The sequence below is a fragment of the Glutamicibacter sp. 0426 genome, assembly GCF_001906485.1.
GTDB classification, from domain to species: Bacteria; Actinomycetota; Actinomycetes; order Actinomycetales; family Micrococcaceae; genus Glutamicibacter; species Glutamicibacter nicotianae.
This window is the reverse complement of record NZ_MPBI01000005.1, coordinates 208,130-232,496: the sequence shown is the minus strand read 5'-3', so window position 1 is coordinate 232,496 and position 24,367 is coordinate 208,130. Positions and strand designations below refer to the sequence as shown.

Annotated in this window: 21 protein-coding genes, 1 tRNA gene and 1 pseudogene; 17 read left to right on the top strand and 6 right to left on the bottom strand. The window is 64.3% G+C overall.

The genetic code is table 11. The features are described from left to right. The first annotated feature begins 73 nt into the window (after nucleotides 1-73). The 5 genes from BKX98_RS13740 (at nucleotide 74) to BKX98_RS13720 (ending at nucleotide 4,997) form a co-directional block, all read left to right on the top strand. Nucleotides 74-1,396, top strand: coding sequence for a hemolysin family protein (locus BKX98_RS13740; RefSeq protein WP_038990424.1), 1,323 nt, complete (start codon nucleotides 74-76; stop codon nucleotides 1,394-1,396). Then, nucleotides 1,389-2,462, top strand: a complete 1,074-nt coding sequence (locus BKX98_RS13735; RefSeq protein WP_073707660.1) for a hemolysin family protein — start codon at nucleotides 1,389-1,391, stop codon at nucleotides 2,460-2,462. Before BKX98_RS13740 ends, BKX98_RS13735 begins: the two co-directional genes overlap by 8 nt. A gap of 129 nt (nucleotides 2,463-2,591) precedes the next feature. Next, entirely contained in the window at nucleotides 2,592-3,425 is an 834-nt protein-coding gene (locus BKX98_RS13730; RefSeq protein WP_073707659.1) for a metal ABC transporter ATP-binding protein, read from the top strand. 9 nt (nucleotides 3,426-3,434) lie between these two features. Then, nucleotides 3,435-4,292: a metal ABC transporter permease gene (locus BKX98_RS13725; protein WP_038990428.1), complete on the top strand. Its 858-nt coding sequence runs from the start codon at nucleotides 3,435-3,437 to the stop codon at nucleotides 4,290-4,292. Nucleotides 4,293-4,367: 75 nt separating this feature from the next. Beyond that, entirely contained in the window at nucleotides 4,368-4,997 is a 630-nt protein-coding gene (locus BKX98_RS13720) for a maleylpyruvate isomerase family mycothiol-dependent enzyme (RefSeq protein WP_073707658.1), read from the top strand. A 27-nt stretch (nucleotides 4,998-5,024) separates the two neighbouring features. Here BKX98_RS13720 and BKX98_RS13715 read toward each other — a convergent pair whose 3' ends face one another. Both BKX98_RS13715 and BKX98_RS13710 read right to left on the bottom strand, forming a co-directional pair. Beyond that, the gene (locus BKX98_RS13715) at nucleotides 5,025-6,485 is read right to left on the bottom strand and encodes an HNH endonuclease (RefSeq protein ID WP_073707657.1); all 1,461 of its coding nucleotides are present in this window, start codon (nucleotides 6,483-6,485) and stop codon (nucleotides 5,025-5,027) included. Between the two features lie 80 nt (nucleotides 6,486-6,565). Then, entirely contained in the window at nucleotides 6,566-6,991 is a 426-nt protein-coding gene (locus tag BKX98_RS13710) for a Fur family transcriptional regulator (RefSeq protein WP_073707656.1), read from the bottom strand. 152 nt (nucleotides 6,992-7,143) lie between these two features. Between BKX98_RS13710 and BKX98_RS13705 the strand changes: the two genes are divergently transcribed. The 5 genes and pseudogenes from BKX98_RS13705 to BKX98_RS13685 all read left to right on the top strand — a co-directional run bounded on the left by BKX98_RS13705 (nucleotide 7,144) and on the right by BKX98_RS13685 (nucleotide 9,979). Then, nucleotides 7,144-7,848 (top strand): MBL fold metallo-hydrolase, encoded by a 705-nt coding sequence (locus BKX98_RS13705; protein WP_073707655.1) that lies wholly within the window; start codon nucleotides 7,144-7,146, stop codon nucleotides 7,846-7,848. After that, entirely contained in the window at nucleotides 7,845-8,681 is an 837-nt protein-coding gene (locus BKX98_RS13700) for a sulfurtransferase (protein ID WP_073707654.1), read from the top strand. Before BKX98_RS13705 ends, BKX98_RS13700 begins: the two co-directional genes overlap by 4 nt. A 29-nt stretch (nucleotides 8,682-8,710) precedes the next feature. Continuing rightward, entirely contained in the window at nucleotides 8,711-9,139 is a 429-nt protein-coding gene (locus BKX98_RS13695; protein ID WP_066137601.1) for an HIT family protein, read from the top strand. Nucleotides 9,140-9,225: 86 nt separating this feature from the next. Beyond that, a pseudogene (locus BKX98_RS13690) lies at nucleotides 9,226-9,666 on the top strand (branched-chain amino acid ABC transporter permease); the annotation flags it as partial. After that, nucleotides 9,656-9,979, top strand: a complete 324-nt coding sequence (locus BKX98_RS13685; RefSeq protein WP_073707652.1) for a branched-chain amino acid transporter permease — start codon at nucleotides 9,656-9,658, stop codon at nucleotides 9,977-9,979. The pseudogene BKX98_RS13690 and the gene BKX98_RS13685, both read left to right, overlap by 11 nt. Here BKX98_RS13685 and hrpA read toward each other — a convergent pair. Continuing rightward, on the bottom strand, nucleotides 9,974-13,954 hold the full coding sequence (gene hrpA, locus BKX98_RS13680; protein WP_073707651.1) for an ATP-dependent RNA helicase HrpA: 3,981 nt from the start codon (nucleotides 13,952-13,954) through the stop codon (nucleotides 9,974-9,976). The genes BKX98_RS13685 and hrpA overlap by 6 nt on opposite strands. 409 nt (nucleotides 13,955-14,363) lie before the next feature. On the opposite strand from hrpA, the gene BKX98_RS13675 reads away from it, so the two are divergent. From BKX98_RS13675 to BKX98_RS13665, 3 genes are all read left to right on the top strand, one after another. Continuing rightward, nucleotides 14,364-15,359, top strand: coding sequence for an ABC transporter substrate-binding protein (locus BKX98_RS13675; RefSeq protein WP_073707650.1), 996 nt, complete (start codon nucleotides 14,364-14,366; stop codon nucleotides 15,357-15,359). A gap of 101 nt (nucleotides 15,360-15,460) precedes the next feature. Beyond that, nucleotides 15,461-16,381 (top strand): ABC transporter permease, encoded by a 921-nt coding sequence (locus BKX98_RS13670; RefSeq protein ID WP_038990442.1) that lies wholly within the window; start codon nucleotides 15,461-15,463, stop codon nucleotides 16,379-16,381. Then, nucleotides 16,374-17,165: an ABC transporter ATP-binding protein gene (locus BKX98_RS13665; protein ID WP_038990443.1), complete on the top strand. Its 792-nt coding sequence runs from the start codon at nucleotides 16,374-16,376 to the stop codon at nucleotides 17,163-17,165. The genes BKX98_RS13670 and BKX98_RS13665 overlap by 8 nt, the downstream gene beginning before the upstream one ends. A 74-nt stretch (nucleotides 17,166-17,239) precedes the next feature. Here BKX98_RS13665 and BKX98_RS13660 read toward each other — a convergent pair whose 3' ends face one another. The 3 genes from BKX98_RS13660 to BKX98_RS13650 all read right to left on the bottom strand — a co-directional run bounded on the left by BKX98_RS13660 (nucleotide 17,240) and on the right by BKX98_RS13650 (nucleotide 18,680). Continuing rightward, a complete protein-coding gene (locus tag BKX98_RS13660; protein ID WP_073707649.1) occupies nucleotides 17,240-17,728 on the bottom strand; it encodes an N-acetyltransferase in 489 nt (162 codons plus the stop codon). A 29-nt stretch (nucleotides 17,729-17,757) separates the two neighbouring features. Further along, nucleotides 17,758-18,480: a VIT family protein gene (locus BKX98_RS13655; protein ID WP_073707648.1), complete on the bottom strand. Its 723-nt coding sequence runs from the start codon at nucleotides 18,478-18,480 to the stop codon at nucleotides 17,758-17,760. A gap of 124 nt (nucleotides 18,481-18,604) precedes the next feature. Further along, a tRNA-Arg gene (locus BKX98_RS13650) sits at nucleotides 18,605-18,680 on the bottom strand. A 166-nt stretch (nucleotides 18,681-18,846) separates the two neighbouring features. Here BKX98_RS13650 and argS point away from each other — a divergent pair. The 4 genes from argS to thrC are packed head-to-tail and all read left to right on the top strand — an operon-like array spanning nucleotide 18,847 to nucleotide 24,307. Next, nucleotides 18,847-20,490 (top strand): arginine--tRNA ligase, encoded by a 1,644-nt coding sequence (gene argS / locus BKX98_RS13645; protein ID WP_073707647.1) that lies wholly within the window; start codon nucleotides 18,847-18,849, stop codon nucleotides 20,488-20,490. 6 nt (nucleotides 20,491-20,496) lie between these two features. Further along, nucleotides 20,497-21,918: a diaminopimelate decarboxylase gene (gene lysA / locus BKX98_RS13640; protein ID WP_073707646.1), complete on the top strand. Its 1,422-nt coding sequence runs from the start codon at nucleotides 20,497-20,499 to the stop codon at nucleotides 21,916-21,918. Then, nucleotides 21,919-23,205 (top strand): homoserine dehydrogenase, encoded by a 1,287-nt coding sequence (locus BKX98_RS13635; RefSeq protein ID WP_066137615.1) that lies wholly within the window; start codon nucleotides 21,919-21,921, stop codon nucleotides 23,203-23,205. Between the two features lies 1 nt (nucleotide 23,206). Beyond that, a complete protein-coding gene (gene thrC / locus BKX98_RS13630; RefSeq protein ID WP_038990449.1) occupies nucleotides 23,207-24,307 on the top strand; it encodes a threonine synthase in 1,101 nt (366 codons plus the stop codon). The last annotated feature ends 60 nt before the right edge of the window (nucleotides 24,308-24,367 follow it).

Sequence of the window (24,367 nt, the reverse complement as noted above, 5' to 3'; positions counted from 1 at the left end):
GCCTTCTAGTTGCCGCCAGATCGGCACTGAAACTGAACTTTGCACGCCAGCGCATAGGCGGCGGTAAGCGCCTATGGAATGGCTCTCAATACTCTTCGGCCTGCTGCTGATTCTCGGCACCGGCTTCTTCGTGGCCGTGGAATTCTCCTTGGTCGCACTGGATAAAAGCACCGTCCAGAACGCAGTCAACAATGGCGAGCGCGGCTCCAAGCCGCTGTTGCAGTGCTTGACCTCCCTCTCCACCCAGCTCTCCAGCTGCCAGCTGGGCATCACGCTGACCACTTTGCTGACCGGCTATGTGCTTGAACCGGCGATGAGCGCGCTGCTCGAGCCGTTGATGGAAAAATTGGGCATTCCCGCCGCAAGCTCGCTGGCCATCGCGGTTGTCGTCTCGATGGTCGTTGCCACCTTGCTGTCGATGCTGATCGGCGAGCTGGTCCCGAAGAACATGGCGATCGCCAAGGCCATGGCGGTCGGCAAGCTGCTGGCCCGCCCGCAGCTGGTCTTCACCGCCATCTTCAAGCCGGCGATCATCGTGCTCAATGGCTTCTCCAACATGGTCCTGCGCAAGTTCTTCGGGCTGGAAGCCAAGGAGGAAATCTCCGCGGCCCGTTCCTCGCAGGAATTGGCGTCGCTGGTGCGCCGTTCGGCCCAGCTGGGCACCCTGGATGTGCAGACCGCGCGCTTTGTGGAATCCACCATTGAATTCTCCGAGCGCACCGCTGCCGACGTGATGACCCCGCGCACCTCGATGTCTACCATCGATTCCGAGGCGGCCCTGTCCGAGCTGATCGAAGTCAGCGCCGACACCGGCTTCTCGCGTTTCCCGGTCACCACCGGATCCACCGATGAAATCCAGGGCATCTGCCATGTCAAGGCGATTGTCTCGGTGCCCCGTGAACGCCGCGCTGCGCTGCAGGTCGGCGAGTTCGCCCGCGATGCGCTGTACGTGCCGGAAACAATCCACCTGGACGTGCTACTCGAGCAGCTGCGCGCCGCCGAATACCAGGTTGCAATCGTGATGGACGAGTACGGCGGAACCGCCGGGCTGGTCACCCTTGAAGACCTGGTCGAGGAAATCGTCGGCGAAGTGTCCGATGAGCACGACGAGGACGAGGAAGAAGCAGTCACCCAGCCCGATGGCAACTGGCTGTTCCCGGGCATGTACCGTCCGGACCAAATCAACGAGAACTTCGATGGCGACGTGATCCCGGAGGAATCGGCGTACGAGACGATCGGCGGCTTCATGCTCGCCGAACTGGGCCGCTTGGCCGAGCTCAACGACCAGGTCGTCACCGAGCATGGCACCTTCACGGTGACCGAACTCGACGGCCGACGCATCTCGCAGGTCCGCTTCGAACCAGCAACCCCAGCGAAGGAGGAAGGCAATGAATGACTTCATGGGCCTGATCTGGCTGGTTGTGCTGCTGGCCGGCAACGCGTTCTTCGTCGCCGGTGAATTCGCGGTGATGAGCGCACGTCGTTCGCAGATCGAACCGCTGGCCGACGAAGGCAACAAGCGGGCGAAGGTCGCGCTGTACGCCATGGAGCATGTGTCGATCATGCTCGCGGTATGCCAGCTGGGCATTACCGTCTGCTCGCTGCTGATCCTGAATATCTCCGAGCCGGCAATCCACCACCTGCTCGCCGAGCCGCTGATGAAGATCGGCATGGCCGAATCCGCCGCGGACTCCGTTGCCTTCCTGATCGCCTTGATCCTGGTGACCTTCCTGCACGTGACCTTCGGCGAAATGGTGCCGAAGAACATTTCGGTGTCCATCGCCGACAAGGCCGTGCTGCTGCTGGCCATGCCGCTGGTTGGCCTGTCCAAGCTGCTCAAGCCGATCACCGCGTCGCTCAACGGCATGGCGAACCTCGTGCTGCATGCCTTCGGCATCGAGCCGAAGGACGAGGTGGCCAGTTCCTACACTGCCGCCGAAGTCCGCTCGATCATCGATACTTCCTCCGAGGAAGGCGCGCTGGATGAGGACGACGCCGCACGGTTGACCAAGGCGCTGGAATTCTCCTCGGTGACCGCACGCAGCTGCATGGTTCCGCTGGATGACCTGTTCACCTTGGAATACGGACAGACCACCGCACGCGAATTCGAGAAGAAGGTCGGCAAGACCGGGTTCTCGCGCATGGTGATCACCAAGAACGACGTCCCGGTGGGCTACTGGCATGTCAAGGACGTGATGCTCATCGATGATGCGCACTCCACGCAGCCGCTGCTCGACTTGCCATTGCATCCGCTGGGCCGGTTGGAGCAGGACACCGAAATCGAGGCGGCACTCGAAGCGATGCGGCAGGAAGGAAACCACCTTTCTGCAGTCGTCGACGAGTCCGGCGCAACCCTCGGCGTCGTCTTCCTGGAGGACATCATCGAGGTGCTGGTTGGCGAGATCACCGATACCACCCGAAAGCGCGTTATCCCGCCTCGCAGCGAAAAGCAGGCAAAATAGCGGAAGCTCACGCCTAAGCGCATATTGCGAATGACTCGCAACTGGTAGGATTGACTGCGGCACCCATTGCGGTGCCGCAGTTTTTCGTCGCCGGCCCATCCGCAGCCAGCGCAATCTAGAAAGCAGTCAATGACTCAGACCCCCATCGTCAAATTCGAAGACGCGCGCCTTGCCTTCGGCTCGCGCGTGCTCTGGGAACAACTCGACCTGTCCATCGCGGCCGGGGAGTTCCTTGCAGTTCTGGGGCCCAACGGATCGGGCAAGACCAGCTTCATCAACACGATGCTCGGCACCACCGCGCTGAATCACGGCCGCGTCTCGATCGCCGGTGAGCCGGTGCGCAGGGGATCAGCTGCCGTCGGGCTGATTCCGCAGCAACGACCCTTTGGGGACAACGTTCCGTTGCGCGCCCGCGATCTGGTGGCGCTGGGGGTGGATGGCGCCAAGCCCGGGATCCGCATGGCCCGCCGGGCTGTGCGCAACAAAGTCGACGAACTGCTGGAGCTCGTTGGCGCCAGCGGTTACGCCAACCGCGCGGTGTCCGACCTCTCCGGAGGCGAGCAGCAGCGCTTGCGCGCCGCCCAGGCATTGGCCAGCGACCCTCGGGTCCTGCTGTGCGATGAGCCGTTGCTGTCGCTTGACCTGAACCACCAGCAGGCGATCAGTGAAGTGATTCACCGCCAGGCTGTGGAGCGCGGCAGCGCCGTGGTCTTCGTGACGCACGAGATCAACCCGATCCTGCCGTACGTCGACCGTGTCCTGTACCTGGCCGAAGGGCGCTTCCACCTGGGCAGCGTGGATGAAGTCATGCAGTCCTCCGTGCTCACCGAACTTTACGGCGCTCCGGTCGCGGTGCTTCGGGTCAACGGACGCATCGTGGTGGTCTCCGGTGACGGAACCCGGGCCTTGCCCGCCGACGGGCATGACCACATTGAAGACATCGAACTCGAGACCGGAAAGTAGGAGCAGGATATGAACTTTTCGGATCTTCTGGAGAAGGCGTTCAATTTCCAGGACTATGGGCTGCTGCTTCCGCTGGTGACCAATTCCTTGATCGCCGGCGCTGCCCTGGGCATCGTCGGCGGCCTGATCGGGATTTTCATCATGATGCGCGACATGGCTTTCGCCGTGCACGGCATCGCCGAGCTGTCCTTCGCGGGTGCGGCGTTCGCCTTGCTCATCGGCGCTGATGTGGTGACCGGTTCAGTCTTCGGTTCCATGATCGCGGCCCTGATCCTGGGCATCCTCGGAACCCGGGCCCGGGATCGTAACTCCATCACCGGAGTGCTCATGCCTTTCGGACTTGGCTTGGGCATCCTTTTCCTGTCGCTGTATGAGGGACGAAGCGCGAACAAGTTCGGCTTGCTGACCGGCCAGATCGTGGCCGTGGATGATGTGCAACTGAACGGAATGCTGCTCCTTTCGGCAGTAGTGGTCATCGCGCTGCTGCTTGTCTGGCGCCCCTTGACCTTCGCTTCGGTGGATCCGGTGGTTGCCAACGCCCGCGGCGTGCGCACCTCGGGCCTGTCCATTGTCTTCATGATGATTCTGGCGTTGGCCGTGGCCGTGACGATCCAAGTGGTTGGCGCCTTGCTGGTGCTTGCGTTGCTGATCACCCCGGCCGCCGCCGCCATGCGCGTGACCTCCAACCCGGTTACTACCGTCGTGCTCTCCATCGTGTTCGCAGAACTGGCTGTCGTAGGCGGCATCCTGCTGGCATTGGCAGGTTCCTTGCCGATCAGCCCGTATGTCACGACGATTTCATTCCTTATCTATGTGATCTGCCGTGGAATCGAAGCGGTGCGTTCCCCGCGCCGGCACCAGGTATAGCGCTGCTGTCCCTGGAGCGCGTCGGCTGGCATGGGCTTGCTTGACTAACTGGAGTCCATGCTCCCAAGGTGGAACATGAGCAAAATCCCTGCCAGTGAAATCTGGCCATTGGTCCACGCCGAGCGCCTTGCCCTGATCGATGATCTGGGAACATTGACGGCGGATCAGTGGGAGGCTCCTTCGCTCTGCAGCGGGTGGAGCATCCATGAGGTGGCCGCCCATTTAGTCGATAACGCGCGGGCAACGATTTTCCGGCTGCTGATCGCGATGGCCAAGGCCGGATTCAACTTTGACCGCCAGAACGATCAGGGAGTGGCGGCAGAGAAATCCGCAACTCCCGATGGGACATTGCAGAAGCTTGTGAAGGTAGCTGGTTTGCGCGATGCTCCGCCGGGGCCGGTAGCCAGCCGATTGGTCGAAGAAATCGCGCACGGCGAGGATATCCGCCGTGCCGTGGGCTTGAAACGGGACTATCCCGAAATGTCGCTGGAATTGGCGATCAAGTACCAGGCCGCCACCCCTCAAGGCGTTGGCGGTGCCAAGGAACTGGCACGCAAGGTGCAGTTATGCAGCCAGGACGAAACTTTTCGTTGGGGCATTGGCCCGCAGATCGCCGGCACTCGTCTTGAATTGCTGATGCTGCTCTCCGGCCGCGGCAAACATGCTAGAGGGTTGTTAGGCCCGGGGATGGCCTTCGTGCGATGAATAGCGCAACGGAGCACGCGCTGCTATCTATGATTGCCTGCAATGTGGCCCATCGGGATGGTCGAGCCGTTCCTTGAATTGCGTGAACCACTGTGAATCGCACATCAATTGCGGGAATGGCTTATGAACGTACCCAGTTGCCGGTGGCGCGGTAGAGCGATAGGACATTGCCGAGCCCGGGCAGATCAGCATCGAATGATGATCATTGAATGCGGTGTATTCGTACCAGCCGGTGGCTTGCTTTGCCTTATTGCAGATGGCGCAACGGCCCGATGAGTTCGAAACGCTGGTCGCTCCGCCACGGGCAAATTGGGTGACATGGTCTGTTTCCTCGACCAGCCCATCGCAGAATGGGGTTCGGCAGTGCCGGTCGCGGATCCTGATGAACTTCTTGAGCTTTTGCGGGAAGATCCGGGCTTTGGAATCCATCGTGATCAGTTCCTGATCCCCAGGTGCTGTGTACAGGCGGGTAATCTCGGTCATTACCTCGATCCGCTCAATATTTTCCGGGGTGAGCTTGGCTTCCATTTCCTCGAAGGTCAGCTCATTGGGGATCTGGTGGCCGCCAATTAGTTCCCGGGCTGTCTGGGCAGGGATGAAGCCGTAGCCTTCCAAATAGGCCGGTTCCCGATCGCCCATGAACAATGCCTTGTCCGTCATGATCAGCCCCAGCTGGACGTTGATCGTCTGTTCGTTGTTTTCATCGAAGAACATGTAGCGGGCCAGCAGGTCGGCCTCGATCTGCGTGCGCGTGCGCGGGTCGCCCTTGCACTTGATCCTGAACGATTGGTCCCTCAGGGTCTTCTGCAAACCGGTGCCGCCCACAATGGGCAGACGGGCTTGCAGGAAAACGCATCCTTCTTCGCGGTCCTTGCGGAAGCGGACATAACGCTGGGCGTTGGAGTCCTTGAGCTTCTTGTCTTCGCGATCCGAGGTGTATTTGACGGTGAAGTTGGTGACCGTCTCCTTGATGCGCTTAGGCCCCATGGATTCGAACATGTCTGGATTCTGCCCGAAAATTTCATCGAATTCGGTGCGGCGCAGCGGCCGGACATCCTGCAGCGGAGTGAGCATTGCCTGGATCTGCGCCTCGGTGAATTCACCGCGGGAAAACGCGGCGGCAATATTTGGCGTGTCTTCGAAGAGGATCCGGCAGTTGACCAAGTAGTTCCTGGAACCGTTTTGGGGCCGCTTGCGGGCGATGGCGACCCGGCTGGCTGCTCCGCGGACCTGGTCATCGATATTGGTGCCGCGCTCTTCATTCTCGCGCAGCACTTCTTTCTCCAGCTGATGGGCCAGGCCAGCTTGGCCATAGCGCAGGGAAGAGATGACGCCCTCGATGGATTCGATGGCTTGGGCGCATTCGGCTTTGCTGCCATGGTCTTGGAGCCATGACAGATCGTTCTGCAGCTGGATCAGGTGGGATTCCAAATCCGGCTGATCCGCGGTGAGTGCGAGGCCATTTCCGTGCGCCTTTGCTTCGGACATGCTATAAGTATACGCCCGTTATTCGAAAATGTCTTCGAATGTTTTCTTGTGGGGATAACCGATCCCGGGTCTTGAAACGGCTACTTGGCGGAGCTGGTGCCGGTCTCGGCCTTGGCTCGGCAGTCGGCGCAGAGGCCGTAGATCTCCACGGTGTGCTCGGGATCGGAGAAGTCGTTCTCCGCCGCGACGCGGGCGGCCCAGCGCTCGACGGCCGGGGCGAGCACCTCGACGGTCTTGGAGCAGGAGCGGCAGACCAGGTGATGGTGGTGGACTTCGGTGACGCACTGGCGGAAACGGGCTTCGCCATCTCCGCTGCGCAGCACGTCGACCAGGCCGTCGTCGGCCATGGACTGCAGCAGGCGGTACACGGTGGCCAGCGAAACCTTCTTCTCGGAATCCTGCAGCCAGCGGTGCAGCTGCTGTGCGGTGGCGAAATCATCGACCTCGCTCAGCGCCTCGGTGACGGCCAGGCGCTGCTTGGTGACCCGGGTTTCTGGCTGGGACATCGACGTGCACCATTCCTTGACGTTGTTGCGGACCGGCGACCAGCCAGCAAACTGGGCCAATCACCTGCGGTTTCCCTCAATTTTAGCCAACTTTGCGGCGCAATGCGTGTCTGGCTCTGGCATGGGCGGGGCGCTGAGCCTACGCTAAGGATATGCGCATCAAACTTAGGGGCCATTCCTGCGTGGAAGCGGGCACGATCGACGGCAAGGTCCTGCTGGATCCGGGCGGGTTCTCACAGCTCGACGACGCATTCAACGGCATCAATGCCGTGCTGATCACCCATGAGCATGCCGATCATGCAGACCAGCCGGCCATTGCCGCCGCGCTGGAAGCGAACCCCGTCCTGGAGCTCTACGCACCCGAAGCGCTGGCGCAGTCGCTGCGCGGCCAACTGCCGCCGGCCAGCCAAGCCCAGGTGGTGGCGGTGCGGGCCGGGGCCGACTTCATCGTCGGCGGCATCCGCATCCGCACCTTCGGTGGCACCCACGCCACGATCCACCATTCGATCCCGCTGGTGGCCAACGTGGGCTACCTGCTGGGGGACCGCGCGGTCGGCCAGCGGGAAATCTTCCACCCGGGCGACAGCTACCAGGTTCCCATCGGGGCCAAGCCCGATGTGCTGCTGCTGCCGGTGATGGCCCCGTGGGGCAAGATGGCCGAGGCGGCCGATTTCGCCGTGGCGGTGGATGCGGCGTGCTGGATCCCGATCCACGATGGGCTGCTCAACGGCAACGGGCTGGGCCTGTTCGACCGCCAGCTCGGCGCGATCGCCCAGCGCGCGGGATGCAGCTATCTGCGCCCGGAACCCGGAATCGAACACGAACTCGACGAGCTGCTGGGAGGACACAGCCAATGAACCCCTTGATCAGCGCCGCGCAGCTGCGCGAAATCCTGGACGCAGGCCAGAACCCGGTGCTGCTTGACGTGCGCTGGGTGCTCGGGCGCGATGACGGCGCGCAGAACTACGCCGCCGGGCATATTCCCGGCGCCGTGTTCGTCGACCTGGAAAAGGAGCTCTCCGGGACCCCGGGCGAGCACACCGGCCGCCATCCGCTGCCGCTGCCGGCGGATTTCGAAGCGGCCGCGCGCCGCTGGGGGATCGATGGCGGCAGCGAGGTCGTGGTGTACGACGACGCCGGCGCGCTGGCCGCCGCCCGCGCCTGGTGGCTCTTGCGCCATGCCGGGTTCGAGCGCGTGCAGGTGCTCGATGGGGGACTGGGCGCCTGGACCGACGCCGGCGGGCAGCTGGCGCTGGGCTACGAGCAGGCCGAGCCGGGCAGCGTGTCGCTGTCCTGGGGCCGGATGCCGGTGGTGGAGTACGAGGAGCTGGGACAGGTGGCCGGGACGCTGATTGATTCGCGGGCCACCGCACGCTATCTGGGCATCGAGGAACCAGTGGACCCGGTGGCCGGGCATATCCCCGGCGCGCGCAATCGCCCCACCACCGACAACCTGAACGCGCAGATGCGGTTCCACGCGCCCGAAGCGCTGCAGGCCAGCTTCGCGAAGCTGGGCGCCGACCGGCCGGGTTCGGCCGCCTACTGCGGTTCCGGGATCACCGCTTCGCACCAGGTGCTGGCCGCGGCCACCGCCGGGATCGAGCTGGCGCTGTTCCCCGGCAGCTGGTCCGAATACTGCTCCTACCCGGATGCGCCGATCGCCACGAGCGACGAGCAGCACCGCCACTAGAATTCAGCAATCAACGCAGAAAGGCAGCAATGAGCACGCTGTTCACCAAGATCATCAACGGGGAAATTCCCGGCCGCTTCGTCTGGAAGGACGAGCAGTGCGTGGCGTTCCTGTCCATCGGGCCGCTGTCCGACGGGCACACCCTGGTGGTTCCGCGCGAGGAAATCGACGAGTTCACCGACGCCCCCGACGAGCTGATGGCGCACCTGACGCTGGTCGCCACCAAGATCGGGCGCACCCAGAAGCGCGTGTTCTCCGCGCAGCGCGCCGGGCTGATGATCGCCGGCTTCGAGGTACCGCACCTGCATGTGCATGTCTGGCCGACCAATTCGCTGGCCGACTTCGATTTGTCCCGGGCGGCCGACAACCCGGATCCGCAGGCCATGGAGAACAACGCGCAGGCGCTGCGCGAGGGGTTGCGCCAGGACGGCCACGGCCAGTTCGTGCCCGAGGCCTGAGCCGGCCTTCAGCCCTGTGAAGGCCTAGCCGCGGACCTTGCGCATGGTCATATGGGAGGCTTCACCGGGGCAGGGGCAAGGGCGCAAAGATCTACAGCATGTTCGCACTGACCGATGAAGCCTACGCGCTGACCCTGCAGGCGGAGCGGAACAATTATTCCTCGACGCGGATCCTGGCCATCCAGGGCCTGCTCCATGCAAGCTGGACCACCAGCGTGCTGGCTGGGGCGCTGCTGGGCTCACTGATCCCCGAATCCATCAAGGGCCTGGAATTCGCGGTGACCGCATTGTTTGCGGTGCTGGCGATCGAAGCGTTCAAGGCGTACCGCAGTATTCCGCTGTCCGGCCTGGCGCTGATCAGCGCAGTGGTGGCCAGCTGGATCGCGCCGCAGAGCATGATGGTGATGGCCATGGCGATGTTCCTGGCCGGACTGGCGGTGGCCTACCTGGTGCGCCGGCGCACCGGTGCTGGCGACGGCGAGCCTGCCGCTGCGCCGCTTCAGGAAGAAGGAAGCAATGCCCGATAGCCTGTACCTCTTTTCGGCCATCGCGGTGAGCACCGCCGTGACCTTCGGGCTGCGCGCGCTGCCCTTCGCCTTCATCGCCAAATTGCGCAGCAACGGGTTCATCAACTACCTCGCCCTGCGCATGCCGCTGGGCATCATGGTGGTGCTGGTTGCTGCCACGCTGCCCACCGGCATCATGGATCCGGCAGTGGCCTGGCCGGTGGCCGCCGCGCTGGCGGCCACCGTGGGGCTGCACCTGCTGAAGTCCAACGCGGTGCTCAGCGTGCCCGGCGGTACCGCCGTGCATGTCGGGATCCTTTCCTGGCCGCTATAGCTGCGCCAGCGAATCCTTGATCGCCTTGCGGATGCGCTTCTCGCTGACCGTGTAGGCGGTGCCCAGCTCCTGGGCGAACAGCGAGATGCGCATTTCCTCCAGCATCCACTTCACCTGGGCCAAGCCGGCCGGCACCCGGGCGCCCTCGGGCACCTTGTCCAGCGCGGCATCGTACTCGTCCTCCAGCTTCTGGATGATCGACAACGCCTGCCCGTCGCGGGTGACCGCACCGCCGCGCAGCTTGTCCAGGCGCAGCTCGATGCCCTGCAGGTAGCGTGGCAGGCGCATCAGGTGCGGCGCGCCGGTAGCGGCGATGAAGCCCGGGTAGATCAGCTGCTCCAATTGCGAGCGGATATCGCTCACCGCCGCGAACATCGCCAGCGACTTGGTGTTCTTCACATCCTTGGCGATGCGGGTGGAGGAGCCGAACACCTTCGCCACGATCGCGGTGATGGTGAAGACCGTATCGATCTGCTCGGCGCGCACGGTTTCGAACAGCGCCTCGAATTCGGCGCGGTTCATCGGCAGCCGTTCGGGCACCAGCTGGTCCACCGCTGCCATGGTGCAGTCGGCGATCAGCTTCTCGATGGAGCCGTGCGGGTTCTGCGTGAACACCAGCTTCTCGGCGTTCTTCAGGTGCGAGATCACGAACTTCGCCGCTGGCGGCAGGCGCAGCATCAGCAGCCGGATCACGCCGGTGCGGTGTGCCGCGTCGCGTTCGGCCTGGGTGCGGAAGACCGTCAGGTCCACCTTGTCCCCGGTATCCAGCAACCCCGGGTAGGCGGTAATCTGCTGGCCCATCACGGTGGTGCTCACCTTCTGCGGCAGCGTATCGCCCAGGGTCTCGCCGGCGGATTCCAGCTGCGGCCAGTGATCCAGCCCGCGCTGGTCCCAGGCCCCGGTGGCAGCGGAGCCAGCGGCCGCGGATCCGGCGGCCTTGGCTCCCTTCTTCTGCCGCTTCGAGGAGGAAGCCATCGCCCCCGGGGTCCCGGGCTTGCCGGCTGCGCCCGGAGCGGCCGCCCCGGGGGAGTTGACCCCGCTGGCCAGCGCAGCGCGGTTGGCGGCGGCGAACTTGTACTGCAGCGCAGCCAGATCGTCCCCGCGCCCGAGCACCTTGCCCGAACCGTCGGTAATCGTGAAGCCGAAGCGCAGGTGCGCGGGCAGCGCGGCGAAATCGAAGGAGGCGGGGTCGACGACGATGCCGCGCAGCCGGCGCAGCACCAGGGCCAGGGACTCGGCCAGCTCGTCGGTGTCCGGATCGAAGTCCGCCTCCAGCATCCCCAGCGCCTTGGACGCCACATCCGGGGCGGGCACGAAGTTCTTGCGGATCGCCTTGGGCATCGAGCGGATCAGCGCGGTGAGCAGCTCGTGGCGCAGCCCCGGGATCAGCCAGGCGAAGCGGGCAGGATCGAGCTGGTTGAGGAACACCACCGGCACGGTGATCGACACGCCATCGCCCTCGCCGGCGGATGCTGCCGGGTTGTACTCGTAGGACAGCGGCAGGTGGATGCCGCCGAGCTTCCAGGTGGTCGGGAACGCGGTCTCGTCCACCGCGTCCGTTTCGGCCAGCAGCGCCTCGGGGTCGAAGTCCAGCAGCGCCGGGTCGGCGGCGCGGGCCTTCTTCCACCAGCGGTCGAAGTGCCGCTCGGAGTACACCTCGGCACCCACCCGGGCATCGTAGAACGCGAACAGGTCCTCGTCCGAGATGCGCAGGTCGTGGCGGCGCATGCGGGTTTCCAGCTCCTCGACTTCCTCGAGCAGCGCGCGGTTCTTCGCGAAGAACTTGTGGTGGGTGCGCCAATCGCCCTCAACCAGCGCATGGCGGATGAACAGCTCGCGGGCCAGGTCCTTGTCCACCCGCCAGTAGTGGAACTGCCGGCGGGGGACGATCGGCAGCCCGAAGAGCGTGACCTTCTCGTAGCCCATCACCGAGCCGTTGCGCTTGGACCAGTGCGGCTCCGAATAGGTGCGCTTGAGCAAATGCGGGGCGAGCTCCTCCACCCAGGCGGGGTCGATCGCCGCATTGGTGCGCGCCCACAGCCGCGAGGTCTCCACCAGCTCGGCGGACATCACCCAGGTCGGGGACTTCTTGAACAGGCCCGAGCCGGGGAAGATCGCGAACCGGGTGCCGCGTGCGCCCTGGTAGTCGCGCTTGCGCTCGTCATAGAGCCCGATGTGCCCGAGCAGGCCGGAGAGCAGCGACTTGTGCACCTCGTCTTCGTTGGCTGCCGGCTCGATCGGGGCGGCCGCGACGGTGATGCCCAGCGGCTTGGCCAGCTGGCGCAGCTGGGTGAACAAATCCTGCCACTCGCGCACGCGCAGGTAGTTGATGAACTCGGCCTTGCACAGCCGGCGGAAGGCCGAGGAGGACAATTCCTTCTGCTGCTCCTGCAGATAGGCCCACAGATTCAGCAGCGCGATGAAGTCGGACTTGCCGTCGGCGAAGCGCTTGTGCAGCTCGGTGGCGCGCTCGCGCTGCCCGGTCTCCTCGCTGGGCCGCTCGCGCGGGTCCTGGATGCTCAGCCCGGCGGCGAGCACCATCACCTCCTTGGCGACCGAGCGCTGCGCGGATTCGACGATCATCCGGCCCAGGCGCACATCCAGCGGCAGCTGGGCCAGCTTCCGGCCGACCTCGGTGAGCTTGGCCGGCTTGTCCTGGCCCAGCGCCCCGAGCTCGCGCAGCAGGTTCACGCCATCGGTGATCGCCTTGGCTTCGGGCGGCTGGACGAACGGGAAGCTGGCGACCTCGGCGGCCGAGGCCACCACGCCCATGGAGATCATCTGCAGGATCACGCTGGCCAGGTTGGTGCGCAGGATTTCCGGGTCGGTGAACTCAGGTCGGGAGTTGTAGTCCTCCTGGGAGTACAGGCGGATGGCGATGCCCTCGGAGACGCGGCCGCAGCGGCCCGAGCGCTGGTTGGCGCTGGCCTGCGAGACGCGCTCGATTGGCAGGCGCTGCACCTTGGTGCGGTGCGAGTAGCGCGAAATGCGGGCGGTGCCGGTATCGATCACGTACTTGATGCCCGGCACGGTCAACGAGGTCTCCGCCACGTTGGTGGCCAGGATGATGCGCGGGGCGCCGCCGGGGTGGAAGACCCGGTGCTGCTCGGCCAGCGACAGCCGGGCGAACAGCGGCAGCACCTCGTAGCGCGGCAGGCGCTTGTTGGCGGTGACCATCGCGCGCAGCGCATCGGCGGCATCGCGGATTTCGCGCTCGCCGGAGAAGAAGATCAGGATGTCGCCCGGCGCTTCGCCGCTCAGCTCCTTGACCGCGTCGGTCACCGCATCCAGCGGGTCGCGCTCTTCCTCCAAGGTGTTCTCCGCCGCCTCGTCGGCGTCCATCGGCTCTTCGGCCTGCAGCGGCCGATAGCGCAGCTCCACCGGGAAGGTGCGCCCGGAAACTTCCAGGATCGGGGCAGGGACCAGTTCGCCTTTGGCATCCTGTTTGCCGAAGTGCGCGGCGAAGCGCTGCGGGTCGATGGTGGCGGAGGTGATGATGATCTTCAAATCCGGGCGCTTGGGCATGATCTGCTTGAGGTAGCCGAGCAGGAAGTCGATGTTCAGGCTGCGCTCGTGGGCTTCGTCGATGATGATCGCCGAGTACTTCTTCAGCAGCTTGTCGCGCTGGATCTCGGCCAGCAGGATGCCGTCGGTCATCACCTTCAGCTTGGTCTTGCGCGAGACCTCGCCGGTGAAGCGCACGTGGAAGCCGACTTCCTCGCCGATGGTCGTGCCCATCTCCTCGGCGATGCGCTCGGCCACGGTGCGCGCGGCGAGCCTGCGCGGCTGGGTGTGCCCGATCATGCCCTGCTCGGCCAGGCCGAGTTCGATGAGCATCTTGGGAAGCTGGGTGGTCTTGCCCGAACCGGTTTCGCCGGCGATGACCACTACCTGGTTTTCGCGCACCGCGTCGAGGATGTTCTCTCGGCGGGCTGAGACAGGAAGTGCTTCGGGATACGTAATGCTGAGCGCCATGATGTTCCCATTCTATTCACGCCCCGCATTTTCGTGGTGGCCGCCGGGCCGGAGCCTGGCCGGGCAGCAGAAATGCAATAACCCAGGCGGTCGGCAAGCAGGGGTCCAGGAGTCAAATTTTCAGATTGTCCAAGCAATTGTCGACAACTTCGGGCCGCCAAATACAAAACTTCCAGATTCCGGCCAGAAGTGGATCGTTTGTGTCCATCAGAATCGGTATCAAGAGGCAATCGTCTAGGAAACGACCTTGATTGTAGGCAAGGTGAGGTCGTTCACATGTAAGATCGTGGGTAATCATCGTCGCGATGCCTGGACGGTTCCCGCATGCTGCGCACCAGTTGCGCTTCATAACCTGGCATCCGCGCTATCGGTGGGAATCACTCGCAAGGGAACTTTGAAAGGAACTTCAATGAAGAGCTTCACCGCCATGAAATTCGCTGCGATCGCAGCAGCTGGCGCATTGGCCCTGACCGCCTGCGGCGGCAGCGGAGAACAGGGTGCCGCCGGCGGCGGCGACGAACCAGTCAAGATCGGCATCTCCCAGTTCGTCTCGCACCCGTCGCTGGATGCAGTGGTCACCGGCTTCAAGGCAGGCATGGAAGAAGCCGGCTACACGGGCGAGAAGATCAGCTACGACGAGAACAACGCCGAAACCGACCAGGCCACGAACACCTCGATCGCCGGCAAGCTGGCCGCCGATTCGGATATCGACCTGGTGCTGGCAGTAGCCACCCCATCGGCACAGGCAGCCGCTCAGGCGATCACCAATGTTCCGGTGCTCTTCTCGGCTGTGACCGACCCGGTGGATGCCAAGCTGGTTGCTTCCAACGAAGCCCCGGGCGCAAACGTCACCGGCACCTCGGACATGAACCCGGTCGATGAGCAGCTGCAGCTGCTCAAGGACCTGGTGCCGGATGCCAAGAAGGTCGGCATCGTCTACTCCTCGGGCGAAGCGAACTCCGCCGTCCAGGTGAAGATGGCCAAGGAGGCCGCCAAGGGCCTGGGCCTGACCATTGAGGAAGCCGCTGTCTCGGCTTCCAGCGAAGTCCAGCAGGCCGCCAGCTCGCTGGATGTCGACGCGTACTACGTCCCGACCGACAATGCCGTGGTCTCCGCACTGGAAGGCCTGCTGCAGGTTGCCCAGAAGAACAAGGTTCCGGTCATTTCGGCTGACGGCGAGTCCGTCAAGCGCGGCGCGACCGCAACCTACGGCATCAACTACGAGAAGCTCGGCGAGCAGACCGCTGCCATGGCCGTGAAGCTGCTCAAGGGCGAGGCCGAGCCGGCAACCATGCCGGTGGAGACTATCTCCGAGGTCGACCTGTACCTGAACGAAGATGCCGCCAAGAAAGCAGGCATCGAATTCACCGATGAGATGAAATCGGAAGCCGTCGAGGTCTACTAAACCCCGGCAACAACTTATCGACGAAAGGCGAGGCGCATAACCTGACGCCTCGCCTTTCGTCGTGATAACTCGCAAAAAACTTACAACTCAAGGATCCACACATGATCACAGCGGTTGAACTCGGCCTGATCTACGCCATCATGGCGCTCGGGGTGTACCTGACCTTCCGCATCCTGGACTTTCCCGACCTGACCGTCGACGGCAGCTTCACCACCGGTGCAGCCGTCGCCTCGGTCGGCATCGTGAACGGGATGAATCCCTGGCTGGCCACCGTGCTGGCCTTCTTCGCCGGCATGGTTGCCGGTGTCATTACCGGCCTGCTGCATACCAAGGGCAAGATTGACGGCCTGCTCGCCGGCATCCTGACCATGATCGCGCTGTACTCGGTCAACCTGCGCATCATGGGCAAGGCCAATACCCCCTTGCTCGGCGAGGAAACGCTGATCAGCCCGATGCGGGCCGCCGGCATCCTCGGCTCGGCCGCTTCGGTGGCGATCCTCTTCGGCGTCTGCTTGGTCTTCGTCGCGGCAATCGTCTGGTTCCTGCACACTGAACTGGGCATGGCCATGCGCGCCACCGGCGACAACCAGGAAATGATCCGCTCCTTCGGCGTAAGCACCGATAACCAGAAGATCCTGGGCCTGGCGCTGTCCAACGGCCTGGTGGCGCTCTCCGGCGCGGTCATCGCCCAGTACCAGGGCTTCGCCGACATCGGCATGGGCATCGGCCTGATCCTGATCGGCCTGGCCTCGGTCATCGTCGGCCAGGCGATTTTCACCCAGCGCTACATCTGGCTGGCCGCCATTGCGGTGGTCTTCGGCGCCGTGATCTACCGCCTGGTCATCCAGCTGGCCCTGTCGGCCGGATTGGAGGTCAACGACATGAAGCTGATCTCCGCGGTCCTCGTGGTCGTTGCCCTGCTGCTGCCGAAGTGGAAGGGCTTCCAGAAGATCGTGAAGTCCTTCAAGCGCACCCCGGCGCCCGTCACCGAATCCAAGGAAGAGGTTCGCACCAATGCTTGAGATCAAGAACCTGTCCCGCACCTTCTTCCCGGGAACCGTCAACGAGCGCAAGGCGCTGCGCAACATCAACCTGAACCTCTCGGACGGTGAATTCGTCACGGTCATCGGTTCCAACGGCGCCGGCAAGTCCACCGTGCTGAACATGGTCGCCGGCAAGCTGCAGCCGGATACCGGCTCGGTGTCCATTGCGGGCAAGAATGTCACCAAGATGGCCGACTACTCCCGCGCCAAGTACATCGGCCGGGTGTTCCAGGATCCGATGGCCGGCACCGCGCCGACCATGTCCATCGAGGAGAACATGGCGCTGGCCTACGCCCGCGGCCGTTTCCGCGGACTGGGCCTGGGCGTGGGCTCCAAGCGCCGCGAGCTGTTCGTCGAGGAGCTGAAGTCCCTGGAGCTCGGCTTGGAAGGGCGCCTGAAGACGAAGGTGGGCCTGCTCTCCGGCGGCCAGCGCCAGGCGCTGAGCCTGCTGATGGCCACCTTCTCCAAGCCGAAGATCCTGTTGCTCGATGAGCACACCGCGGCCCTGGATCCGCAGCGTGCGGCGCTGGTCTCGCGCTTGACCAAGGAAATTGTCGAACGCCACCAGCTGACCACGTTGATGGTCACGCACAACATGGAGCAGGCATTGCAGCTGGGCACCCGGCTGATCATGATGCACGACGGGCAGATCATCCTGGATTTGAACCAGGAAGAGAAGTCCAGGATGACCGTCCAGGACTTGCTGGACGAATTCAGCAAGATCAAGGGCGCGCAGCTCGATGACAAGACCATGCTGCAGTAGCTGAATTGTCCAGTATCAAGGGCTTTGCCGATCCGAGGGGGTGGCAAAGCCCTTGCTGTTTTTAAGCCAGGGTTTTAGCGCAGTGTCTTGGACAACAGGATTTCCACTCGTCCCGAAGCTTCATCCCTGAGTTCTTCACCAGTAGGACGGTAGCCGTTGGCCTGATACAGCTTGATGGCCCGTGAATTATCGGCGATGGCCCATAGACGCAAATCGTGGGAACCGGCCTTCTGCGCGAAGTGGTCCACTTCGGCCAAGAGTTCGCGTGCCACGCCCTGTCCCCAGAAATCCGGCGCAACAGCGACGTAGTAGATCTCCAGATAGCCATCTTGCGGTGAGCAGAGGGTAAATCCTGCTGGAACCCCGTCCTCGGATGCGACCACGAGCCTGGCACCAGGCAGGGCCAAACGACGCTCGACGCCGGCCAGTGCTTGGCTGCCGTCGAAAGGCAGGGGCTTGTGATCGCGTTGGGCCGCAGCCTGCGCCCAGATTTTCGCAGCGCTCTGGACGTGCTTCGAATCCGGTGGTGTCGCTTCAGCAAAAGTTATCGATGGGGTGTCCATGAATAGTTTCCCAGGCCGGAGTTCGTGGGCTAGATAATTCCGCTGGAGCCAAGCAGTGAGCCGATGGCGAAGGTCGCGGCCAAGGCCAGGGCACCGCCGATGACCAGGCGCAGCGCTGCCACGCGTTTGGAGCTTCCGCCGATGTAGGCGCCGAGCGTCCCGGTAAGTGCGAGGGCTACGAGTACCGCGGCAAAGGTCACCGGAATGCGGATCTGTTCCGGCGGCAGTAAGATCGCCAGCATGGGCAAGATGGCGCCGACAATGAAGGACGCCGCCGATGCATAGGCGGCATGCCAAGGATTGACGACTTCTTCTTCATCGATATTCAGCTCGGCGGACAAATGTGCTGCCAACGCATCATGCTCGGTCAGCTCGGTGGCTACCTGCATCGCGGTGTGCTGGCTCAATCCCTTGGCCTCGTAGATTCCGGCAAGCTCAGCGAGCTCCGCGTCGGGATCGTCACGGAGTTCTTGGCGCTCCTTTTCAACCAGGGCTCGCTGCGAATCACTTTGGCTGCTGACCGAAACATATTCACCCAGGGCCATCGAGATGGCTCCGCCGATGACCGCGGCCATTCCGGCAGTGAAGATGGGGGCGGTGTGGTTGGTGACGCCGGCGACGCCAACAACTGTGGCGGCTACCGAAACGATGCCGTCATTCGCGCCGAGCACCCCGGCGCGGAGCCAGTTCAGGCGTTCGGCGAAGTTCTGATCGTGTGGCTCATCCGGGTGGGCCTGCGTTGAATCGGTCATGCCCCAAGATAACCACCAGCTGGGCGAGAACCGCCAGTGTTTAGCTGATCTGCGGTGGAAGATCACACCGCTGGGGAAATAAAAAAATTGCAGGTCCTGGATCAACCAGGACCTGCAATTTCGTTGGTGCCCCTGAAAGGAATCGAACCTTCGGCCTTCTGCTCCGGAGGCAGACGCTCTATCCACTGAGCTACAGAGGCGTGTTGCCGGGCAACAGGAAAAATACTATCAGGTCGTGCGTTGATCTGCGCAATTCAACCACCCCGGTGCTGATGTGTTGCAAAAGTCACCGGCTTGGGCCAGTCTCACAGGCGCTGGGAGTCATGAATGCTGAAGAAGCACTGCAATTACCGGTATTCTTGAACGGTGACTCCTGAAGAACTCTCCGCAGCAATATCCGCATGCCTCACCGAAGCCGTAGCCGCCGGTGAAATCTCAGTCGAGGTGCCAGAGACGGTCCGCGTGGACCGCCCGAAGAGCCGTGAGCACGGCGACTGGGCAACCAACATCGCGTTGCAGCTGGGCAAGAAGGCCGGCATGGCCCCGCGCGACTTCGCGCAGATCCTGGCTGCCCGGCTTGCTTCGGTCCCGGGAGTCGGCGCCGTGGACATCGCAGGTCCCGGCTTCCTGAACATCACCCTGGACGCAGCCGCTGCCGGTTCTCTGGCCCGCGCCATCGTCGAGGCAGGTTCCGCCTACGGCAACAACGAGGCCCTGGCCGGACACGTGGTCAACATGGAATTCGTCTCCGCGAACCCTACCGGCCCGCTGCACATCGGCCACACCCGCTGGGCCGCGCTGGGCGACGCCATCGCCCGCGTGCTGCGCGCCTCGGGCGCCGAGGTCACTTCCGAGTACTACATCAACGACGCCGGCAACCAGATGAACGTGTTCGCCCGCTCGGTCTACAACCGCATCCACGGCCTGCCGGTGCCCGAGGGCGGCTACCCCGGCGAATACATCAAGGAGCTGGGCGATATCGTCCTGGCGCAGAACCCCGAACTGGGCACGCTGGATGAAGAGCAGGCCATTCCCGCCCTGCGCGAGGCCGCCTACAAGGCGCAGCTCGAAGACATCAAGAAGACCCTGGCCGACTTCGGCGTCAGCTTCGACGTGTTCTTCTCCGAAACCAGCCTGCATGAGGGCGGCGCGGTCGCCGACGCCGTGGCTCGCCTGCGCGAACAGGGCCACATCTTCGATTTGGAGGGAGCCGTCTGGCTGCGCACCACCGACTTCGGCGATGACAAGGACCGCGTGCTGATCCGCGCCAACGGAGAGCCTACCTACTTCGCCGCAGACGCCGCCTACTACCTGTCCAAGAAGGACCGCGGCTTCGAAGAGAAGATCTACCTGCTCGGCGCCGACCACCACGGCTACGTCAACCGCCTGAAGGCCATTGCCGCCTGCGCCGGCGATGACAAGGAAAAGAACATCGAAGTGCTGATCGGCCAATTGATCAGCGTCAACGGTGCCAAGCTCTCCAAGCGCGCCGGCAACATCATCGAGCTGCGCGACTTGATCAACTGGATCGGCGCCGACGCGCTGCGCTACTCGCTGGCCCGCTTCCCGGCCGATTCGCCGATCGCACTGGACCCGGAGCAGCTGAAGAAGAACACCAACGACAATCCGGTGTTCTACGTGCAGTACGCCCACGCGCGCTCCTGCGCCGCGGCCCGCAATGCCGCCGCCAAGGGCGTGACCCGCGATGAGTTCGACGCCGCGCTGCTGACCGACGCCACCGAAAACGAGCTGCTGGCAGTGCTCGGCCAGTTCCCGTCGGTGGTTGCCGGCGCCGCTGAATTCCGCGAGCCGCACCGCATCGCCCGCTACCTGGAGCAGGTCGCCGGCGCCTACCACTCGTGGTACGCCGCCACCCGCATCACCCCGATGGGCGAAGACGAAGCTGTCGCACCGGTGCACGGCACCCGCCTGTGGCTGAACGACGCCGCCACCACCGTCTTGGCAAATGGATTGGAACTGCTGGGCGTTTCCGCCCCAGAGAGGATGTAAGACCCTATGGCCGTATCGCCGCTAGCCCCGCAATGGCTGCACTTCCCGGAAAACATCAACGCGCTTCGTCAGATCGAGTGGGCTTCGGGGGTTTCCCGCGAGGTTGGCGGCGAACTGTCCATCCAGGGCCTTCCCGTCTCCGCGCTGGCAGCCGAATTCGGCACCCCGCTGTTCGTGCTCGACGAGAACGACTTCCGTGCCCGCGCGCGCGGATTCAAGACCGCCTTCGATGAGGCGTTCAAGGACCTGTGCGGGGGAGTCGACGTCTACTACGCCGGCAAGGCGTTCTTGTGCACCGAGGTGGCCCGCTGGGTAACCGACGAGGGCCTGCGCCTTGACACCTGCTCCGGCGGCGAGCTGGCAGTGGCCGGCGCCGCCAAGGTGCCGGCCGCCAACCTCTCGCTGCATGGGAACAACAAGTCGGCAGCCGAGATCACCCGCGCCATCGAGATGGGCGTGGGACGCCTGGTCATCGACTCGCTGGACGAGCTGGACCGGGTGATCTCCATCGCCGACGCCATGGACAAGACCGCCCAGGTCATGCTGCGCATCACCCCCGGCGTGCACGCCTCCACGCACGAGGCCATCGCCACCGCGCACGAGGACCAGAAGTTCGGCCTGTCCATCCTGGACGACGCCTCCGGCAGCTCGCCTGCGCTGCGCGCGGTCGCCCAGGCGATCGAGGCGAAGAACATCAAGCTGCTGGGCCTGCACGCCCACATCGGCTCGCAGATCTTCGAGGCCGAAGGCTTCGCCATGGTCGCGCGCACCATGCTCGGGCTGCTGGCCCGGATCCGCGAGATCCACGGCGTATCCTTGCCCGAGCTGGATCTGGGCGGCGGCTACGGCATCGCCTACACCTCCGAAGACCACCCCTCCACTCCATCCAAGCTGGCCGGCCAGATGGCCGAGGTGGTCTCTGCCACCTGTGCCGAATTGGAACTGGACTGCCCGCGCATCTCGATCGAGCCGGGCCGCGCCATCGCCGGCCCGTCCACCTTCACCCTCTACGAGGCCGGAGTGCGCAAGGACGTCCAGGTGGAAGACGAAACTGGAGCACTGCATCCGCGCCGCTACATTTCGGTGGACGGCGGGATGAGCGACAACCCGCGTCCGGTGCTCTATGACGCGCAATACACCGCCGTGCTGGCCAGCCGTATGACGCAAAGCGACGCAATTATTTCTCGTGTAGTTGGGAAACATTGCGAGTCAGGTGACATAGTCGTGAAGGACGTTTACCTGCCCGAGGACGTGGCGGCCGGCGATTTGCTCGCCGTACCGGCCACCGGCGCCTACTGCTGGGCGCTGTCGAGCAACTACAACTACCTCACCCGTCCCGCGGTGGCAGCTGTACGCGATGGCCAAGCCCGCCTGATCGTGCGCAGGGAAACGGAAACAGACTTGTTGGCCCGCGACATGGGAGTTTAATTGAGCGGCGAAAAGAACCTGAAGGTAGCCCTGCTGGGTTGCGGCACCGTCGGGGCCCAGGTGGCCCGGATCCTGCTGGAAGATGCGAATGAACTGGCGGCCCGCTCGGGCGCCGGCCTGCAGCTGATCGGCATTGCCGTGCGCAACCTGGATGCCAAACGCGATGCGGCGCTGCCCCAGGAGCTTTTCACCACCGACGCTCCCGGGCTGATCGCCCAGGCCGATGTGGTCATCGAGCTGCTCGGCGGCATGGAGCCGGCCGGCGAATACATCGCCGCCGCGCTGTCCAAGGGCGCCAGCGTCATCACCGGCAACAAGGCGCTGATCGCGCTCAAGGGCGCCGAGCTGAACGCGCTGGCCGCCGCCAACGGCGCGCAGTTGCGCTACGAGGCGGCGGTGGCCGGGGCCATCCCGATCCTGCGCCCGATCGCCGATTCGCTGGCGGGCGACCACATCACCAAGGTGATGGGCATCGTCAACGGCACCACCAACTTCATCCTCGACGCGATGGACACCACCGGTGCCGCGTTCGACGACGTGCTGGCCGAAGCCCAGGCGCTGGGCTACGCCGAAGCCGATCCGACCGCCGACGTGGGCGGGCACGACGCCGCCGCGAAGGCGGCCATCCTGGCCTCGCTGGCCTTCCACACCACCGTGTCCTCGGAGCAGGTCTGGACCCAGGGCATCACCGAGGTCACCGCCGCCGATGTCGCCGCCGCGTCCGCCGCCGGCTACGTGATCAAGCTGCTGGCCATCGCCGAACGCGCAGAAGCCGGGATCTCGGTGCGCGTCTACCCGGCGCTGGTGCGCCGCAGCCACCCGCTGGCCACCGTGCACGGCGCGTTCAACGCCGTGTTCGTCGAGGCCGAGAACGCCGGGGACCTGATGTTCTACGGCGCCGGCGCGGGCGGCAATCCGACCGCCTCGGCGGTCATGGGCGATGTCGTCGCCGTGGCCCGGCAGATCGCCGCCGGGGCCCCGCTGCCTAACGGCTCGGTCAGCCAGGCCCCGCGGCTGCTGGACTTCGAAGCCATCGACACCCGCTACTGGATCGGCCTGTCGGTCAAGGACCAGCCGGGCGTGCTGGCGGCCATCGCCACCGTCTTCGGCGAGCACGGGGTCTCCATCGAGTCGATGAGCCAGCAGGTCGACGCCGAAGCCGGCGCGCAGCTGCGCATCCTGACCCACCAGGGCACCGAAGCGGCCCTGGCCAGCACCGTCGAGGCGCTCACCGCGCTGGACGCGGTGCACTGTGTACTATCCGTTATGCGAGTTGAAGGAAACTAACGTGGCTCACCAGTGGCGCGGAGTGATCCGCGAATACGCCGATCGCCTGCCAGTCGACGAAAACACCAAGGTCATCACGCTCGGCGAGGGCGGCACCCCGCTGGTCTACGCCCCGGCGCTGTCGGCGGAAACCGGCAACGAGGTGTACCTGAAGGTCGAGGGCATGAACCCGACCGGTTCCTTCAAGGACCGCGGCATGACCATGGCGATGACCGCTGCGGTCGCCGCCGGTGCCAAGGCAGTGGTGTGCGCCTCCACCGGCAACACCTCCGCCTCGGCTGCCGCCTACGCCACCCAGGCCGGGCTGAAGTGCGCCGTGCTGGTGCCGGACGGCAAGATCTCCATGGGCAAGATGTCCCAGGCGATCGCCCACGGCGCAGACATCATCCAGATCGACGGCAACTTCGATAACTGCCTTGAGGTCGCCCGCAAGCTCAGCGAGAACTACCCGGTATTCCTGGTCAACTCGGTGAACCCTGCGCGTATCCAGGGCCAGAAGACCGGCGCCTTCGAGGTCGTGGACTTCCTGGGCGATGCACCTGACTACCACCTGCTGCCGGTAGGCAACGCGGGCAACATCACCGCGTACTGGAAGGGCTACAAGGAGTACTCCACGCAGTGGACCAACGAGGCCGGCAAGGTCCTCGAACCGGTATCCACCAAGAACCCGATCATGTGGGGCTTCCAGGCAGCTGGCGCCGCTCCGATTGTTGCCGGGCACCCGATCACCGAACCGGACACCATCGCCACCGCGATCCGCATCGGCAACCCGGCTTCCTGGGAACAGGCCGAAGCAGCCCGCGATGAGTCCGGCGGCCAGATCGACTCGGTCACCGATGAGGAAATTCTCGCCGCGCACCGCTGGCTCTCCTCGCGCGAAGGCGTCTTCGTGGAACCCGCCTCGGCAGCCGGCGTCGCCGGACTGCTCAAGCACCACGCCGCCGGCAACGTGCCCACCGGCAAGAAGATCGTGATCACCGTAACCGGCCACGGCCTGAAGGATCCTGACTGGGCCCTGAAGCAGGCCGACGGCTCGGACGTCGCACCAAAGAAGGTGGCCTTCGACGTAGTCGAGGTCGCCGGCGCCCTGGGCCTGGCCTAAACGCCTTCGGCCAGAATTCTTCTGGCCAGCCAACGGCCCGCCGCGCCAATGGGTCTCCCG